19 protein-coding genes are annotated in these 18,861 nt (G+C 29.0%); 8 read left to right on the top strand and 11 right to left on the bottom strand.

Annotated features, from left to right (window positions below; genetic code table 11):
- Positions 1-5 precede the first annotated feature (5 nt).
- Positions 6-428 (bottom strand): DMT family transporter, encoded by a 423-nt coding sequence (locus ACI48Q_RS17825; protein ID WP_474920466.1) that lies wholly within the window; start codon positions 426-428, stop codon positions 6-8.
- A 96-nt stretch (positions 429-524) separates the two neighbouring features.
- On the opposite strand from ACI48Q_RS17825, the gene ACI48Q_RS17820 reads away from it, so the two are divergent.
- Positions 525-1,214: a Crp/Fnr family transcriptional regulator gene (locus ACI48Q_RS17820; RefSeq protein ID WP_474920465.1), complete on the top strand. Its 690-nt coding sequence runs from the start codon at positions 525-527 to the stop codon at positions 1,212-1,214.
- On the opposite strand, the gene ACI48Q_RS17815 is transcribed toward ACI48Q_RS17820, so the two are convergent.
- Positions 1,209-2,021, bottom strand: coding sequence for a sugar nucleotide-binding protein (locus ACI48Q_RS17815; protein ID WP_474920464.1), 813 nt, complete (start codon positions 2,019-2,021; stop codon positions 1,209-1,211). The genes ACI48Q_RS17820 and ACI48Q_RS17815 overlap by 6 nt on opposite strands.
- 260 nt (positions 2,022-2,281) lie before the next feature.
- Here ACI48Q_RS17815 and ACI48Q_RS17810 point away from each other — a divergent pair, with 260 nt between their 5' ends.
- A complete protein-coding gene (locus ACI48Q_RS17810; RefSeq protein ID WP_474920463.1) occupies positions 2,282-3,442 on the top strand; it encodes a DUF4932 domain-containing protein in 1,161 nt (386 codons plus the stop codon).
- Positions 3,443-3,567: 125 nt separating this feature from the next.
- Here the strand turns inward: ACI48Q_RS17810 and ACI48Q_RS17805 are convergent, their stop codons facing one another.
- From ACI48Q_RS17805 to ACI48Q_RS17770, 8 genes are all read right to left on the bottom strand, one after another.
- Positions 3,568-4,065 carry a GNAT family N-acetyltransferase gene (locus tag ACI48Q_RS17805; protein WP_474920462.1) on the bottom strand — a complete coding sequence of 166 codons (498 nt, stop codon included), beginning with the start codon at positions 4,063-4,065 and terminating at the stop codon, positions 3,568-3,570.
- 99 nt (positions 4,066-4,164) lie between these two features.
- Positions 4,165-4,830: a hypothetical protein gene (locus ACI48Q_RS17800; RefSeq protein ID WP_474920461.1), complete on the bottom strand. Its 666-nt coding sequence runs from the start codon at positions 4,828-4,830 to the stop codon at positions 4,165-4,167.
- A gap of 35 nt (positions 4,831-4,865) precedes the next feature.
- Positions 4,866-5,219, bottom strand: a complete 354-nt coding sequence (locus tag ACI48Q_RS17795; protein WP_474920460.1) for a hypothetical protein — start codon at positions 5,217-5,219, stop codon at positions 4,866-4,868.
- Between the two features lie 257 nt (positions 5,220-5,476).
- A complete protein-coding gene (locus ACI48Q_RS17790; protein ID WP_474920459.1) occupies positions 5,477-6,187 on the bottom strand; it encodes a hypothetical protein in 711 nt (236 codons plus the stop codon).
- Positions 6,188-6,212: 25 nt separating this feature from the next.
- Positions 6,213-7,043, bottom strand: coding sequence for an endonuclease VIII (locus ACI48Q_RS17785; protein ID WP_474920458.1), 831 nt, complete (start codon positions 7,041-7,043; stop codon positions 6,213-6,215).
- Between the two features lie 315 nt (positions 7,044-7,358).
- Entirely contained in the window at positions 7,359-7,817 is a 459-nt protein-coding gene (locus ACI48Q_RS17780; protein ID WP_474920457.1) for a GNAT family N-acetyltransferase, read from the bottom strand.
- Positions 7,818-8,403: 586 nt separating this feature from the next.
- Complete coding sequence (locus ACI48Q_RS17775; protein WP_474920456.1) at positions 8,404-9,018, bottom strand: class I SAM-dependent methyltransferase; 615 nt, start codon at positions 9,016-9,018, stop codon at positions 8,404-8,406.
- A gap of 337 nt (positions 9,019-9,355) precedes the next feature.
- Positions 9,356-10,696, bottom strand: coding sequence for an MATE family efflux transporter (locus tag ACI48Q_RS17770; protein WP_474920455.1), 1,341 nt, complete (start codon positions 10,694-10,696; stop codon positions 9,356-9,358).
- Between the two features lie 400 nt (positions 10,697-11,096).
- Here ACI48Q_RS17770 and coaD point away from each other — a divergent pair, with 400 nt between their 5' ends.
- The 4 genes from coaD (at position 11,097) to ACI48Q_RS17750 (ending at position 15,432) form a co-directional block, all read left to right on the top strand.
- On the top strand, positions 11,097-11,579 hold the full coding sequence (gene coaD / locus ACI48Q_RS17765) for a pantetheine-phosphate adenylyltransferase (RefSeq protein WP_474920454.1): 483 nt from the start codon (positions 11,097-11,099) through the stop codon (positions 11,577-11,579).
- A gap of 37 nt (positions 11,580-11,616) precedes the next feature.
- Entirely contained in the window at positions 11,617-12,948 is a 1,332-nt protein-coding gene (locus ACI48Q_RS17760; RefSeq protein WP_474920453.1) for a replication-associated recombination protein A, read from the top strand.
- Positions 12,949-13,659: 711 nt separating this feature from the next.
- Entirely contained in the window at positions 13,660-14,517 is an 858-nt protein-coding gene (locus ACI48Q_RS17755; RefSeq protein WP_474920452.1) for a GNAT family N-acetyltransferase, read from the top strand.
- Positions 14,518-14,616: 99 nt separating this feature from the next.
- The gene (locus ACI48Q_RS17750; protein WP_474920451.1) at positions 14,617-15,432 is read left to right on the top strand and encodes a metallophosphoesterase family protein; all 816 of its coding nucleotides are present in this window, start codon (positions 14,617-14,619) and stop codon (positions 15,430-15,432) included.
- A 53-nt stretch (positions 15,433-15,485) separates the two neighbouring features.
- On the opposite strand, the gene ACI48Q_RS17745 is transcribed toward ACI48Q_RS17750, so the two are convergent.
- Positions 15,486-16,658 (bottom strand): MalY/PatB family protein, encoded by a 1,173-nt coding sequence (locus ACI48Q_RS17745; RefSeq protein ID WP_474920450.1) that lies wholly within the window; start codon positions 16,656-16,658, stop codon positions 15,486-15,488.
- Positions 16,659-16,885: 227 nt separating this feature from the next.
- Here ACI48Q_RS17745 and ACI48Q_RS17740 point away from each other — a divergent pair, with 227 nt between their 5' ends.
- Positions 16,886-18,037: a double-cubane-cluster-containing anaerobic reductase gene (locus ACI48Q_RS17740; RefSeq protein ID WP_474920449.1), complete on the top strand. Its 1,152-nt coding sequence runs from the start codon at positions 16,886-16,888 to the stop codon at positions 18,035-18,037.
- An 8-nt stretch (positions 18,038-18,045) separates the two neighbouring features.
- A complete protein-coding gene (locus tag ACI48Q_RS17735) occupies positions 18,046-18,804 on the top strand; it encodes an acyl-CoA dehydratase activase (protein ID WP_474920448.1) in 759 nt (252 codons plus the stop codon).
- Positions 18,805-18,861: the final 57 nt, after the last annotated feature.

Genomic DNA, 18,861 nt, shown 5'->3' with positions numbered 1-18,861 from the left:
CCTCCTTACATAGTAATCATTACTATTATTCCAAGTGAAATTATTGAAAATCCTAATATCTTTTCTTTCTTAAATCTATTAATAGGCATTCCGAATAGTCCAAAATGTTCTACCAGACTAGACATTACAAGTTGTCCAAATAAAGTCACACCTATAGAAAGGGTTAATCCTATAGCAGGTATGGAGATATTGTTTAAAAGTATAGTTATAACACTGAATATACCTGGTAGAAAAAACATAAGTGGTAGTTTCCTTAAATTTGAAAGCTTATTTTTCTTTATTATAGATAGAATTATAATAGACACAAATCCCAGTATATGAAATATTGCGGTACTCATATAAGGACCTGTTATATTAGCTAACATACCATTTAAAAAAACCATTATGGCAAGGATAATTCCATTTATAACAGCTAAGTTTTTATACATATCTAAATTCCTCCTAATGATTTACAATACTTTATAAATAAATTATAATATTTTATATAAATTTGAACATGACTTATGTCATGTCAAGGAGGATTTATGAAAAGAATTTTTGATAATAAACTTTTGAATCATTATGTTGCTAAACATAATATAGAAGATATATTAGATGAAGATATGTTAAAATATGCTCAGCTTCATTTTTATGAAAAAGATGAATATATACTAGAAGCAGATACTGAGCTTCAATACTACTATCTACTTGTAGATGGGAAAATTAAAATCTCTTATCTTTTTGAAAATGGAAAATCTATGTTTTTAAAGTTCTATAAAGAATTTAATTCCATAGGAGATTTAGAACTTTTGAAAAATATTCCTATACGATGCAACATTGATGCAATAGAGGACACCTATTTAATAGCAATGCCTGCAGATATACTTAGAAAAAAATATCTAAATAATATAAAGTTTTTACATCATTTAATAGATTCTTTAAGCGAAAAGCTTTATGCCACCATTAATAATAGCTCCTACAACTTTGTGTATCCCCTTATAAATAGATTATCTAGTTATTTAGTCGAGCATATAACAGATAAAGACTATGTGATTTTAAGTTCATCCTTCATAGAAATTGCTCAATTCTTAGGAACAACCTATAGGCATTTAAATAGAACTTTTAAAGAGGTTGAAGCAGAGGGAATTATAAAATGTGAGAATAAAACAATACATATATTAGATGAAGATAGACTTCGAGAATTATCTAAAAATCTGTATATAAAATCTCTATAATGTTAAATAAGCAAGAATATCTTTATTAGTCAATTGGAGCTCTGATGGAAGTTCAGTACGATTAGATAATATTGCTAAATAATATTCTTTTGAAGGTAGAGAAGTTTCTTTAATTTTTACATCCTTATAGCCTAATTTTGAGATAAGATTGGTAATAAAGTCATAATAATTTATTATGTCAGTGGTTCCAAGATGAAAGGTTCCTTTTAGATTGTTTTCTATAATGTAATGAATCTGTTTTGAAATAAAGGTATCTGTATTATTGTTTATATAAAGATTAGTATATATTTCTACTTCTTCATGTGCTTTAATTTTAGATAAGAGAGAATTAAATCTTGGAGAAGGATTTCCCCATATCATAGGTAATCTAAGGATTATTGCATTGTTACCTAATATTTTTGTTATAGCTTTCTCACATTTAATTTTATAATTTCCATAATCACTTTCAGCCTCTGGAGTTTCATTTTCATAGTGAGGTTTAGTTATATCATTATCAAAAACATTGGCAGTAGAACAAAAATATAATTTTCCATTTGTGGATTTTAAATAATTTGCTATTTCTCTATGCGCTATCATTTGTTCTTCAAAATTTCCACATAGTGCAGAAATTACTATGTCGGGGTTGACGTTAAATAATATTTCCTTTATTTTATCCATATCATTTACATTAAATTGAAATAATTTTTCAGATGGAAAATCAATCTTGGTTGTACTATAGGTTCCATATACATTAAAATCTTTACTTAATTCTTTAAGTAAAGCATTTCCGACTAAACCACTAGCACCTAAAATTAATACATTGGTCATTTTATCACCTTCTCATTTAATATTTGTTGTTTTAAATAAAGTTTATCATTAAGACTTACTTATTACCTGACATAAATTGTTCAATTTTAAATAAGAAACATAAATAGAAGAATTAATACCTAAATAATATGTAAATTATAGAATAAAATGGAATAATAAGCTATAATATCTTTATAAAGGTGATTTTATAGTAAAGCTAAAACTTTATACATATGAGAACGGCAATAGACTTAAGTAAAGAATAAATGGTAGGTGATATTGTGAAAAAGAATTGGAAATATATTTTAATTGTGTTTTTAGTAGCCTTAATTTTAGGAAGCATTATAACTTCAATAAGGTACTACGGAGATGATAAAAAAGATGAAGTTATAAATGTAGATGATATTGAATTAAAACCTATAGCTAAAGATGTTAAAGGAATAAATGTTAGTATAGATCCAAGGATAGAATTACTTTCTGTAGTGCAAGCTTTAAGCGATTATGATGGAATTACTAACTATGATTTTACTTATAAAAAGAATATTACAGAATATTTTTCACAGTATTCAAATCATGAAGCTGTAAAGACTTTTAATGAGTTAAACAATAAGGGATCTTTTTTTCATTTATCGTCAGCAGCTATGTTATATTTATCTAATCCCTTAGAATTAAAGAACAACCAAGATTTTGATCAGGAACTCATTAATACCATGGGAGAAGAAAGTTTAAATAGATTTACTTTACAGCTTAAGGATTTTGCAGTAGTCACAAAATTTAATGAGTTCTATGAAAAGAACAGAGATTTCTATAAACAAGTATTAGAAGAAAATGCAAAAATAATAAATCAGGGAAACTATATAATGGATATAGAAAATTATTATGGAATGAAACAACATAGTTATAATATAATTTTAGCACCTATGTTTGACACTGGTGGATATGCCACAAGGAAGGAATATAAGGATGGAATCTATGATATTTATAGTTTTCAAGGAACGGTTCATGTACAAGAGGACATACCTATAGTTGGTGATAAGAAAACTTTTGAAGCTCTTTCATGGCATGAATTTGGACATTCCTTTGTAGATCCTATAACGGTGGAATATTTAGAAGAGATAAATAAATATAATCAGCTATATGAACCAATAGCTGATAAAATGAAGAAAGAATCCTATGGAAATTGGGAGAGCTGTGTAAATGAACATATCATTAGAGCTATAATTTTAAGATTTTCGTATTTAAATGATGGAAAAAAAGCGTATGATGGTTTGATGTATAAGGATAAACATAGTGGTTTTGCATATGTGGAAGAACTATGTAAGAGACTTGAGGAATATGAAAATGATAGAGAAAATTATAAGAATTTTAAAGAGTTTTATCCACAGCTTATAGAGGTTTTTAAAGAGTTAAACGAGGAAAATTTAGAGGAAGAAGGGCATTAAGGAAGTTTTTTAGAATAAGAAGATTTGCCTCTACTTTAATATAGTTCTAAAATCAACAGTCATTTAGAACTATATTAAAGCAGAGGCAAATTTTTAAGTATAAAACTATGAACACTATAAGTCGTTTACTTAGTACTATTATTAAGTACCATCACAATAAAATCCATTTTAAGGGTTTCAAAGGTTTTACTAAAGCTTCCAATTTCTTTGAAACCAACCCTTTCATATACTTTAATAGCACGATGATTAAAATCAGCTACCGTTAGCCGAAAGCCTTTAAAGGATGATTGATTTGTTGCAAATTCTATGCCTGTCTTAAAAAAATCATATCCTAAACCTTGTCCACATAGGTTAGGATTTATGCCTAATCCTATATCGAGAAGATCTTCATCATCATATAACCCAAAATCCTTAGCTATGGGAATCTGTGCTGCTTTTCCAAAACAATAATACCCTAAAAGATCATTAGCTCCATCTAAAACTGAATAGTAGGTTTCATTAAGTAGTTCATATAAACACTCATCGCTATCATCTAAATTATAAATAGAATAGGGTTCTGGATAAATCCAATTGCATATTTCTTTTGCATTATGAAAGTTCATTTTTCTAATATTGTAATTCATTTTAAAATTCCTTTTCTAATAGGTTTTATAAATATTTACTTAAGAATTTATCTATGTGAATATAAAGCCTATTGATAATATCTTTAATAGATATAGTATCTATAATAAAATATTTTTAGGTATGATTTCTACCTCTTTAGTACATAAATTCACAATTCTTGTCCTAGTATCTGATTTAGATACATATATTATTTCTCCATCACTATCAATGAAATATGATATAGGTAAAGATATATCACAGTTTCTATAAGAGCCATCTGCATGGCTTGTACCAATTATCATTGTATTATAGGTTTTGGCAATATTTTTTGCTTCATTTATCCATAGATCAAATTGTTCATCACTAAACATGCCAACTCCAATTGGATGAGTAATAAAATCAATTTTCTTATTTATACTTTTTAAATCTCGTAGACCCTTAAGAATTTCCATGCAAAGTAAGTAACCAATGACTTTATCATTATAATCCACCACTAAAGGGGAACATAACTTTTCATCATCATCGGATAAAGTTTTAGCTCTTTCTAAAATTTTCTTTCCATATCTATTTATTATTACAGCTCTATCTTTGCCAGCGGATCTATAGGAAGTAATAATACCCACTTTATATTTTAAAGCCAGCTGGCAAGCATTTTGTAATACGGTTTCATCTGATAAATATCCTTCAGGATATAATACCATATCTATTTCACTATTAGCCTTTATCTCAGCTTCAAGTTGAGTTATAGATTTTTCATGTATTGGTTGACCAATTAAAATTTTCATAGCTATCGCTCCTATATTTTAAAGTACATATTAGATTATTTATCAACACTTGGTGGACAGACTTCATTTACATAATCCCAATACTCTCCTGGAGTTAAGGGTTTTGGTTCAGTAAGCATCTCAGCCACCTTAGCTAGCTCTTTAATCTTATTTCGAAGCATTGGTTGTAGGCAACAGGGAACATGGTCTTGAGCAACCCTATGTAGTAAAACACATTCATGGCATTTTCCATGCCATTCACACTTTACCTTAGGGCATGGACACTTTGAATATTTTTCAGATTTTATAGTAGCCCTTAGTTCTTTAACCATATCTACATATTTTTCTTTAGATTCTAAGGTGATTTCTTTATAGTGTGTTTTTTCTTGTAGCGTATTTTCTTCTTTCATAAAAATTCCTCCTATCGAGTATTTGAGTTATATTCTAAATCGGCGTCGTATTTTATATGTCTTGAATTTCATCTAATAATATTTTTATATCCATATATGTTTTTCTATATAATAGCCTATTTATTATATGAGTACAATTATTATATAAATATATCTAATATGCTTGAAGGATATAAAATATTTACTTGAAAAGTATTCAATTTATTATTTCTTTCATTATAAAAAGCATAAATTTACAAGAATAGTAATTGAGATGATTAATCTAGAAAAGCTTTCTCGCGGGTGGTTCCTTTAAATAGCACTTCTGATGAATCATTGTAGAGAATAAACTCATAGAGTATTGAAGTAAAATAACTTTGATTAGCTTCATTTATAGCAGTTTCATTTACGACCTCATCAAAAGTAATTATTGTTAGTTCTCTATCATTAAGGCTATAAAATTTGTCTGTTTTTATAAAATCTTCTTCTATATTTAGATGTTCTTTAGCTAAATTTGGAACTCTAAATTTAATGTAAAAGTTTTGATCTTTTCTACTATAATTCTTTAGTTTAATTGAACCAGTTATCTTTGCAATTGAGTTATTACCTTCTATTTTTATATCAGTAGAAGGTCTATCTAAATAAATTGAATTTAAATCATTAAAAAAGCTCTTATAAAAACCAATAAAATAAACCCATATGTTAGATGAAAGGATTAAAATGAGGATAAGCATAAACACTCTCTTAAGAGCTGTATTAAGTAATTTATAATTTTTCAATTTATATAGTTGTTTAAATAAAAAATACATTCCAACTAAAATAAAAATATTCCCATAATAAAATCTGACGACACCCCAATTAATTGGCCTAAAAAGTCTTTCTATAAAAGATGTAGGATCATTATTGCTATTTCCAGTAAGTAAAAATACGATTACAATACCTATATAGCAAAGTATTATTTTATGTTTCTTCGATAGATTAATTTCCATTGTATACTCCTTAATATATTACAGATTAATATATCTGACAATTATCACAGTAATATATACTTCCACCTAAATAGGTTCCCTTTTTTATAATTCCACCACAGTCCATACATAAAGAACCTAAACTTTTTTTACTCATAACAGTTTTATATCCGCCTTTATTTCCAAAGAAGTCCTTTTCAGTGTCTCTCCCACCAAGGTTTGTAATTTCCTTAAGAACAGTTACAACACTGTCATATAAGACTTCTCTATTTTCATCCGTCAAAGCACTAATCTTACGTTTTGGATGAAATTTAGCTTTCCAAAGAATATCTTGTAAAACACCATTTCCAAGACCGGGTATTCTTTGTTCAGTAGCAAGAAAGGCTTTTAAACTTAATTTCTGAACAGTGTCTGAAGAGATTAGCTGATTAAAGTAAGCTTTACTGAACTCATTACATAGAGGAGAAGGCTTTTCTTTTGAAATACTATAATAATGGTACTGTAGCTGGTCATTACTATCAGAACACCAAATTCCTCCATACATTTGAACTGATGCACTAACTGAAGAAAAATCATTAAACTCCAGTAAAAGCTGGTGCTTTAATGGGGACTTTTCACCAGGGTTGTGATACCTAAAGGCTACCCCATCACTAAGAAGGAGTGTAGCACCACCAATTTTAAGGTCAATCATACCACCATATGCAGCTGCTGTTCCAACAGTCTTTTTCATAAGCAGGTTATAATAATTTTGCGGATCTCCATGATACCATGCAAATTTATGTGGAGTATGGTTAGCGACGACATTTACAATCTGTTTCCCACTAATTGTATGGTTAATTTGGCGTGAAATTGTTAAAGCTTCAGGTATTTCAAGCATTCATATCCCTCCATTTAAATATATTTAAAAACTCTTATCCTAATAAAGGTCTAAATTTAAATTAGGATACCCCCCAGAGTTTAATTTACATTTTAAATAATGTTTATTTTGAAAACTATTATTATACTTATCGTATCTCTTAAGTCACTCTATACTGCTAAATTTTTAAATTTACTAAATATTTATACAAATTATACCATAAATATATATAGACTTAAAATACATACTTGAAAAACATATAGCTATATACCAAAAAAATACATTTAAAGAGGATGAGTTCACTCCTTGAAATGTATTTTTCAATATTTAACTATATTATAAGAACCGATAGGACATTTCATCTTTTACAGACTTGAAACCATACTGTTCATACAATTTGTTGCCACAATCAGTAGAATTTAGAACAACTTTTGGGTATCCTAAAGTTTTTGCATAGTCCATAATAGCATTTAGAAGTGCTTTTCCTATACCCTTATTTCTATACTTAGGTATAGTATACATATCCGTAAGGAAAGCCATTCTGCCATCTAGCTCATTGAGTAAAGGAACTAGATTATAAAAATATATTACACTAATTGCTATAACAAAATCATCTTTTTCCGCTAGGAAGGCTACAACTTTATTATTTGGAATGGTATTATTATAAAATATTTTTAATGTTCGAGAATAATTATCCCAATCGTAAATTCCAAATTTATTTTTAACTTCTTTAAGCAATTCTATTCTCAGCTTCACAAGGGTATCTATATCTTCAAAAGTTGCCATTCTTATCATAAAATTATCCCCTTAAATTTAATCTATTACTGGATTTTTGTTTGAACAAGGTATATTAGCTAAGCATTTTCAATTTTACTTTTCATTTTATCCTCCAAAATTGTATTATATAAGTCTGAATATGTTATATTCGTATTGGTATTCTTTAAGTATCTGTATTTCTTCCATTTTAAAAATATTAAAAGAAATCATATCTATCACTTCATTTAATATGAACTGTGATTTTTACTTTGAATCTGTTTTTATATACGTATAATTTTAAATAGAATCAATAGATACTAATAATTAAGTAGTACAATTATAACATATTTTCCCATTGATTCATAAAATTATTTAATTGATTGTATATAAATTTTAATTAAGATATCTGAAGAAAAACATTATGAATTGATAAAATTTATAAAAACATAAAAGGATAATGGCATGATCTATATCTAAGTTTAATTACAACACAATTACCAATGAATTCATAAAAATAACCCTAAGTACTTTATCTACTTAGGGTTAGCTCATTATATTGAATAGAATTATAATTAAATATATGAATATGAGAAGAGTTTATCAAAGACCACAAATTTTATAATGGTTATTTAATTGTAACAGCCATATAAGTTTTTTTATTTATTATATACCAGCGATGGTCTCTAAAATTATTCTGATTTAATAGATTGAAAATTTCCTTTTGAGAATAAATTCTGACATCTCCATCTTTACTGAACTTAATGAATAAATTCATTAGTTGTCTAAAAGGGGGAAAGTATTGATAGTAGTCACATATAATCAAAGTTCCACTTTTCTTTAATACTCTATGCATTTCCTTAAGGACTTTTGATGGGTCAGGATAATGATGAAAAGAATCAGTGCATATAATCACATCGAAGGATTCATCACCATAGGGCATATGTTCTGAATCGCCAATAGTTAAGGTAGCATTATCCTTAAGCTTTTTTTTAGCAATGTTTAGCATACCTTCTGATATATCTAATCCAAAGGCTTTTATGTTTTTATTTTGTGATAACAATAAAGATAAAATGTTTCCTGTGCCACATCCAACATCTAGTATTGAATTAAAGTTAAGGGTATTTAATTTTTCAATTAATAATGAATATAAGCCTCGTGCATGAGCACCATTAGAATCTATATCATAGCTAGTAGCTTGATTATTAAAGCTGTTAATGGATTTATTTTTATAATTATTCATAACATACCTCATATAAATTTCTTTTGCTTATTGTTAAATATAAGGGATAAAGAGAAATAAGATCAATTCTGTGAAAACTCACAAACACTGATAAACACTATATAGTTATAACAATAAAATAATATAATTAGTGACTGTTTGGACATCTAGACTACCTACGGGTTAGTTCAACTCTAATTTAACTCTATTGTAACTTACAATATTGTATTTATGCAACAAAGTAGTAAAAAATTTCAAAGGAAGTTAGTGATTACGAACAGTATAAAGAGGGTTAAATTTATGTGAAATTTAACCCTCTCTGTATATTAAAACTATAAATACTTTAGGTTTACTTTAACTATTCTGTTTTGTTTTTCTTAAAATATAAAATTAAAAATGCTAATCCAAGTATTAAAGTTATTGCCTCGGAAATAGGGACTGTAAACCACACGCCATTCATTCCGTAAAATTTAGGTAAAATCAAAACTACGGGTAGAATTGCACCAAAACCTCTTAAAATTGATAATGTAAAGGCTTGCTTTGGCTTTGAAATACAAGCAAATAATGAGGTAGAAACAATATTTAATCCCATTATTAAAAATGCAATAAAGTATATATGGATACCTTGTACAGCTATTTCTGTAAGTTGAATATTGCCATCCTTATTAAAAATACTAACTATGTTTTCTGGATATAGCACTCCAAGAATATAGAAAAAGACTCCTAAAATTATAGATACTGCACAGGCGCAATAAAATACTTTTTTTATATTTTTTATTTTACCAGCACCATAAAATACACTTATAAGTGGTTGAATACCTTGTCCTATACCAGTAAATAGTGCAACGCAAACTAAAGCAATATTCGATATTATTCCATAGGCACCTACCCCGATGTTTCCAACTATATTTAAGATAACCATATTAAATATAAGCATGATTATACCTGAAGAAAACTCAGTAATAAAGGAAGGTATACCTGAGGATATTATTAGTTTCAACTCGGTTTTTAATATTGAAGCTTTTATAAACTTAAAGCTATTTTTTCTTTTCATAAAATGTATTGATAGTACACACATACTGAAAATTGGAGCTAAGCCTGTAGCAAAGGCTGCACCGAACATTCCCATTTTCATTGGAAAAACAAAGACATAATCTAGAATTATGTTGCTAATACTAGCTGTCATCATTGCCATCATAGCCAGATTAGGACTGGAGTCATTTCTGACAAAACAAACAAGAATATTATTTACAATGAAAGGCAAGGAAAAGCACATAATAGTTTTTAAGTACGTATTAGCTAAGGGTAAAATATCCTCAGAAGCACCTAATAGTCTCACAATATCTTTAGAGAAGAAAACTCCAATAAAAGTAAGAAGGAGTCCTATACCCAAGGCAATATATATTACTTGCATAAAAATCTGTGAATATTTTTCCACACGTCCTTTTCCAATTGCTATTGAAAATCTAGTGGCACCACCTATTCCAAGTAAAAGACCTATACCATTTATAAAGCTATAGATAGGAAGAACTAAATTCAAGGAAACTAAGCCATTGCTTCCAACTCCATTTGCAACGAAAAATGTATCTGCTAGGATATAAAGTGATAATCCAAGCATACTAAGGACATTTAGTGAAACATATTTAAAAAAGGTTCTATAAATATTACTATCTAAAAGATTAACGGACTCTACTTGCATTTTAAATACCTCCTAAAAATAAAAAATCGCTAGGTCTGTATATCCTAAGACCTAACGATATAACACCCTAACGCTTCATGTAAGTATCTCAATCCGGTGATTGAAAATACTAAGCAATATTCAATTGATTACATTATAACAAATATTTTATCTTTGTCAATATAGCTTTACATAATGGAGAAATAAGAATTCAAGGTTAGAAAAGTAGATCCTATATGAGTAGAATCAATTTTTAAGGAGCTAGTTAATTGAAATAATTGAGAGATTATGTACTAAATGGTACAATTAAGTTGATATATAAAGATAATAATCTTAATAATAAGGAAGAAATAATCTTAGTAAAAAAACTCAAATAGGAGATGAAATAAAATCTAATATTAAACTAAGGAGATAAATAAATATGACAACAGCAATATATGCAGGATCTTTTGATCCATTTACCATTGGACATCTTAATGTATTAGAGGAGGCTAATTGCTTATTTCATAGAGTGATTGTAGCAATTGCGGATAATCCGGACAAAAGTCGTAGGGTAGATGCAGAAATAATGGTTAAGGCTATACAAGAGACCATTGATGAGTTGTTTCCCACAAATAAAATTACTGTAGTAAGACTTCAAGGGTTAATTTTAGACCTTGCAGAAAAGAAAAATATTAAGTACCTTGTTCGTGGTATACGGAATGGTATTGACTATGAATATGAGGAAAGCTTAGCGAAGATCAATGAATCTTTTGGACTTAAGACCATATATATTAGGGCTGGAAACCTTAGTCATGTAAGTTCATCTATGGTTATGGAACTTCATAAATATAATAAAGATATTTCGAATTATGTTCCTAAGCCAGTGGAAGAAGCAATAAAAAATAATGATTTATCAAAATAGCAAAAATAACAGTACATGAAAAAATGGAGAGGATTATATGGATAATTTTCAAGGTTCTATTTTTGACGAAATAAAAACTAATACCCCCTTGGCACATAGAGTAAGACCTAGAAATCTAGAAGAATATGTTGGACAGAGACACCTTTTAGATAAAGGCAAAATGCTTAGACACTTAATTATATCCGATAGTATTACCTCTATGATATTTTGGGGACCTCCAGGAGTAGGGAAAACCACTCTTGCTATGATTATAGCAACTCTTACAAAGGCAGAGTTTATAACTTTTAGTGCAGTGACAACTAGCACAAAAGAGATAAAAGAGGTCATGGTTACTGCAGAGCGTAAAAAGATGATGGGGATTAGAACCATAGTATTTATAGATGAGATACATAGATTTAATAAAAGTCAACAGGATGTATTTTTGCCGTCCGTTGAAAAAGGAGATATTATTTTAATAGGAGCCACCACTGAAAATCCTTCCTTTGAAGTGAATTCGGCATTATTGTCAAGATGTAGAGTTTTCGTATTACAACCTTTAGATACTAAAGATATTGTAACTCTACTTAAAAATGCTATTATGGATGAAAGGGGTTTCCCTGGACTGGATATAAAAATAATAGATAATGCATTAGAAATCATTGGGGTATATTCCAATGGTGATGCTAGGACTGCTCTTAACATACTTGAAATGGTAGTGGCAACCTCATCTAAGGAAAGAAATATGGTCAAAATTGATAAAAACGCTGTGGAACAATGTATAAATAAGAGAAGTATATTGTATGACAAAGGTGGGGAAGAACATTATAACCTTATATCAGCACTACATAAATCTATGAGAAATAGCGACTGTGATGCTTCTATTTATTGGCTTGCCAGGATGCTAGAAGCAGGGGAAGATCCACTTTATGTTGGGAGAAGAATTATAAGATTTGCCTCTGAAGATATTGGAATGGCAGATCCAAAGGCCTTAGAAATCGCCATTGCTGCCTACAATGCGGCGCATTATATTGGTATGTCTGAATGTACTGTGAATTTAGCTCAAGCAGTGGTTTATATGGCATTAGCACCTAAATCAAATGCGCTTTATGTTGGATATGAAAAGGCTAAAAAGGATATACATGATATGAAATGCGAAGGAGTGCCTCTTCATTTAAGAAATGATGTTACTAAATTAATGAGTGAGTTAGGTTACGGCAAAGGGTATAAATATGCTCATGATTTTGATGAAAAAGTGACCTCTATGCAATGTCTACCAGATAATTTGGTGGGAAGAGAATATTATACTCCTTCAAATCAAGGATTAGAAAAGAACATTAGTGAAAAGGTGAAATATATTAAATCGATGAAGAATATAAAAAAGGAAAAGTAAAAAGTCATAATATATAAGTTCCAATTAAGTTTATACATTATACAAATAGCTATATCATAAAAATTAAATAGAACTTCATATTATTACTGTTCAACCGTTTCGAAACCTTGATTCACTAAGGCTCTATTCAAGCAAAAAGCTAAAAGACAACAACTCGCTTCACTCGAACAAGTTGTCTTTCTTAACGCTTTTTACTTTCATATAGCCCAAGTAAATCTAAGATTTCTGCAAATGGTATTCTCAGCAATAATATGAAGTTCAATTCAAATAAACTATAAAAAAAAGCCTATTTGTATTATGTAGTTTCATTATTGAAACTTACATATAAAAGAGTAAATATGAATATATTTACTTTTATAAATATATATAGTAATATAACTTTAATATGTATTTTGGAGGTATGTAAGTTATGAAACTAGTCAATTGCTAATATTAATTTTAAATTAATAGAATTTATAAAAGAGATTTTATTACCTTATATAGGTGTTTTTGTTGTGCTTTTTTATAAAATTAGTGATTGAAAAGATAACTTACATTAGTAAATTAATAATTATTAAAGTTCTATAGTTTATTACTAGATATTATTTTGGTGTACAATTATATCTAGATAATATCACTATAAGAATTTTTATTAACATTGATTTTTAGGCTGTAAGAGAGTAATCTTTTACAGCCTTTTTATATTTAAATTTAATGAAAAGGAGAATGAATATGATTAGAGATTATAAGAAAGAGGACATTGATGAAATTATTAAAATCTATACCTTAGAATATAAGGCCATGCCAGCGGAGGTTGAAAGCTTAAGAAATGCAGCTAAGATTTTAGTATATGAAGATAATGGAATACAAGGATTTATAAGATTAATGATTAATGGATATGAAGGCTCTATAGAAATGGGAGCTGCAAATGATGAATTAATAATGCCTGTGGGGTTAAAGCTCTGGGAAGAGGGAGTGAGTTTTCTTAAGGAGAAAGGTGTAACTAGTGTTAATGTTTATCATGTAAAGGATAACTTGCAATGGCAAAAATTTTTCAATGAAATTGGCTTTGAATATTGGTATTCTGTATATAGATTTACTTATACAGGACCTAAATTTCAAGAATCTGATTTACAAATAGTGAAATATGAGGATAAGTATTTCCATGATAAAATAAGACTTGAAAGTGAAGCTTTTTCGAGTTTAAGAAGTGAACATGATATTAAACCCTATAATTGGTATTTAGGTGCAAGTAAAGAGAACATAGAAGATGCTCGAAAATGGACTTTAGAGAATAGAGAATATATATATTTATTCTTTGGAAATAATGAGATGATTGGAGCATCAATGGTTAAAGATGCTGAAATAGATCTATTATTTGTCAATGTAAATTATCAAAAGCAAAGCTATGGTAAAAAAATATTAGAGTTCACAGTAAATAGGGGATTAGAACAAGAGAGTACTGCTGTAAATTTAAATGCATTAGCTAGTAATGAAAAGGCATTAAAGTTATATAAAAATACAGGATTTAAGGTTGTACAAGCTCAAGATATCAGAAGATTTGCATTATTATCCACAATGGTTGATTAATATTAGATGGTAATGTGAATAGTTTTAAATTTATATGAGATAGAATAATATGTGATTGAGTAATATTTATGCTTAAACATGTGAAAGGTGAAGATATTCATGAAATTTATATATGTATGTGATTTACACGGCAATAAGGAGCTTTATAATAGTTTGAAAGAATTAATATTTAACACTAAGCCAGATATACTTATTATTGGAGGGGATATATTTGCTTATTCGTCTAGTGCTAAACCGCAACTAGAATTTGCAAAAGTATATTTAGAGGAATTTATTAAAATAATTAATATTCCAGTGTATATTATTTCAGGAAATTGTGATAGACCTATAGCGGTAGAATATCTACATGAAATGCAGAAATGTGGTTTAATAAATATTCTTAATCTTTCAGGTACAATTATAAATGATATTAAATTCATTGGATATGAATATATTCAACCTAGTCCCTTTAAAATTAAAGATTGGGAAAGAAGGGACTTAATTGACGATTATAATGTCTCGGATTTTCCGTGCTTTCTATCTAATGAAAATGACCAGCTAGACTCAGTAAACAGTTATTTTTTAAATAACTTACCAAGTATTGAAGAAGATTTAAAAATAATCAATGAAAAAAAATCCATATGGGTGATGCATGCACCACCCTATGGAGGAATTTTAGATATGAATTATGAAAATGTATATAGTGGAAGCAGGGCAATACGTAAAACCATTGAAGAAGTACAACCAATATTAACATTACATGGACATATTCATGAAGCGCCTACTATGTCGCAGAAATGGGCTCAGCATATTGGAAATACTATTTCTATAAATCCTGGTAGCACTGAAGTACTTCATGGAGTTATTGGAGAGATTAATAATGATGGAGAGGTCATATCTTTAAAACACACTATATATGGAGAGCTAGCAATCTAATTGAAAAAAACCAAGTTAGACATATTCGTCTAACTTGGTTTTTTATATTTAAACTAAATTTTATTTACTTCTTCCTCAATTCTCTCTAGTGCTTCTTTAATTAGCTCTCTTCTAGTACCTAAATTCATCCTTTGGAATAATTGTCCCTTTGTTCCAAACATAGCTCCATCATTTAACCAAACCTTGCATTTATTCATGAAAAAGCTATTTAATTCCTCAGAATTAAGATTTAGAGCCGAACAATCTAGCCATAATAAATAGGTTCCTTCTGGCTCTATAACTCTTATTTTAGGAATTCTTTCTTTAATGAAGTTTAATGTGAACTCTATGTTTCCAGCTAAATATTCCATAAGCTCTTGGTACCACTGTTCTCCATGAGTATAGGCTGCTTCTTGAGCTACTACACCAAGTAAATTAAGACCTTGAACACAATGCTTATCTAATTGAATTTCAAATTCTCTTCTTAGTTTTTCATTTTTTATAATCATATTAGCTGTTTCAAGACCAGCAATATTGAAGGTTTTATTTGGTGCTGTACATATTATGGAGTTCTGACTAAAATCTTCATTTATAGCTGAGAATACAGTATGTTCATGTGGCTTGTACACTATATCAGCATGAATCTCGTCAGATATCACTAGGATATTATGCTTTATACAAATTTCACCTAGCTTTGTTAACTCTTCTTTTGTCCAAACTCTTCCTACCGGGTTATGTGGGCTGCAAAGTATCAGCAGTCTAGTTTTCCTAGTTATAATTTTTTCAAGATTTTGAAAATCCATTTCGTATTTTTCATCCTTAAAAATTAGAGGATTTTCTATTACGTGACATCCATTGTTTTTTACTAAGGTATAGAAGGGATGATATACTGGAGTTTGAAGAATAACTTCGTCACCAGGTTTAGTAAAAGCTGCAATTAAACTATTAATTCCAGGTACAACACCAGGTGTAAGTTTAATCCACTCTTTTTTAATTTTCCAATTAAATCTCTTTTCGAACCAAGCTATAGCTGCTTCATAATAAGAATCTGGTGTATAGGAATATCCAAAAACTCCATGTTTAATTCTTTTTTCTATAGCTTCAACTATTTCAGGAACAACCTCAAAATCCATGTCAGCCACCCACATAGGAATAAGGTCATCATCGCCATAAGACTTAGTACAAAGATCCCACTTAATACAATTGCTATTTTTCCTATCTACCTTTTTATCAAAATTGTATTTCATATGTTTCGCTCCTCCTTAAGATAAACATTAAAAATCTTTCTATTTCTATTATATAATCTTTATAGCAAACATCTTGGGAAAAATTTTATTTTTTGAATAAATATAAATTTGAAATCTAAATAGTTGATGACTCATATATAGTAAGTTCCTATGATTAATAATAATCGCTTATTTGTCTGTATAATCTTATACAGATAATAAATTTATTTACAGATAGGAGAATTAATATGGAAATAAGAAAAGATTTACCTGAGATATTTAATGATTTTGCAGAAGCTAGAAGAAACTCTTTCATAAAAGCAAAGGAATTAAAAGATAAGAACATACCTCTAGTTGGAGTTTTCTGTACATACATGCCACAGGAATTACCATTAGCTATGGGAGCATCTGTAGTGTCTCTTTGTTCAACTTCTGATGAAACTATAGCAGAAGCAGAGAAGGATTTACCTCGTAACCTATGCCCTCTTATAAAATCAAGCTATGGGTTTGGTAAAACTGACAAGTGTCCATTCTTCTATTTTTCTGATTTAGTTGTAGGTGAAACTACTTGTGATGGAAAGAAAAAAATGTATGAGTATCTAGGAGAATTTAAGCCTGTACATGTTATGGAATTACCTAACACTCAAGGAGCTGAAAGCTTAAAATTATGGAAAAGTGAAATAATAAGATTTAAGGAAGTATTAGAGGAGAAATTTGGAACTAAAATAACTGAAGAGGCTGTAAGAGAAAGTATAAAAGTGAAAAATGAAGAAAGAAAGGCTCTAAAGAGTTTCTATGAACTAGGTAAATTAGATCCAGTTCCAATGTTAGGACAAGATATGTTTAAGGTATTATATGGAACTACCTTTAAGTTTGATAAATCAGAAGTTCCTAATGAAATCTATCCACTTATAGATAGAATAAAAGCTGAATATGAAGTAGAGAAAAAATATGAATCTAAACCACGTATACTTATTACAGGATGTCCTATAGGAGGAGCTACTGAAAAGGTTATCAAGGCTATTGAAGATAATGGCGCTCATGTAGTTGCTTTTGAGAACTGTAGTGGAGCTAAAGCTATAGATGAATTAGTAGATGAAAATTGTGATGATGTTTATGATGCACTTGCTCGCAAATATTTAAACATAGGATGTTCTTGTATGACTCCTAACCCTAATCGTATAAAATTATTAGATAAAATGATAGAAGAATATAAAGTAGATGCAGTAGTAGATGTAATTTTACAAGCTTGTCATACTTATAATGTGGAAACTTTACAAATAAAAAGATTTGTAAATAACGATAAAAAAATCCCTTATATGAGCGTGGAAACTGATTACTCCACATCTGATATAGGACAACTTAATACAAGAATGGCTGCATTTATAGAAATGCTATAGGTAATTGTATGTATAGTTTAGGTATAGATTCAGGATCTACAACAACTAAAGCTGCACTATTTGACGGTAAAGAAATAGTAAAAACTGCTATTATACCTACCTCTGCAAATCCTAAGGAAAGTATATACAAGCTATATAACCAGCTTTATTCAAAAGATGTAGCTTTTACAGTAGCCACAGGTTATGGAAGGGACTTACTTGGAGAAGCTGATAAGAAGATTACAGAAATCACTTGTCATGCTCAAGGAGCTGCCTTTTTAAATAAAAATACAAGGGCTGTAATCGACCTAGGAGGTCAAGATAGTAAAGCTATTCTATTAGACAATGGGCTCAATGTAGTAGATTTTATAATGAATGATAAATGTGCAGCAGGAACGGGAAGATTCATAGAGGTTATGATGAGAATATTAGAAGAAGACATAAGCAATATAGATAGATTCGTGGAAAATAAATCTCCAATAAATATAAGTAGCATGTGTACCGTTTTTGCTGAAAGTGAGATAGTTAGTTTACTTGCAAAGGGAGCGGATAAGGGAGATATAGCCTTAGGAATAATTCAATCTATTTGTAGAAGGACCTCATGTTTTGCTCAAAAGCTTAACCTTCAAGAAGAAATCTTCTTTAGTGGAGGACTTGCTAATTTCAAAATATTTAAGGATACTATGGAAGAGTATTTAAATATAAAGGTGAATACTGATCCACTATCTCAGTTTGCAGGAGCTATAGGAGCTTGTGTGGTTGGATATAGGAAGATTAAAAAAATATAATTGAATATTTTAAAAGTGCTAAGGAGTTAATTCACTTAAGGAATAACTCCTTAGCTT

The sequence above is a fragment of the Clostridium sp. LXY-7 genome, from assembly GCF_056172015.1.
This window is presented reverse-complemented; position numbering and strand designations above follow the sequence as displayed.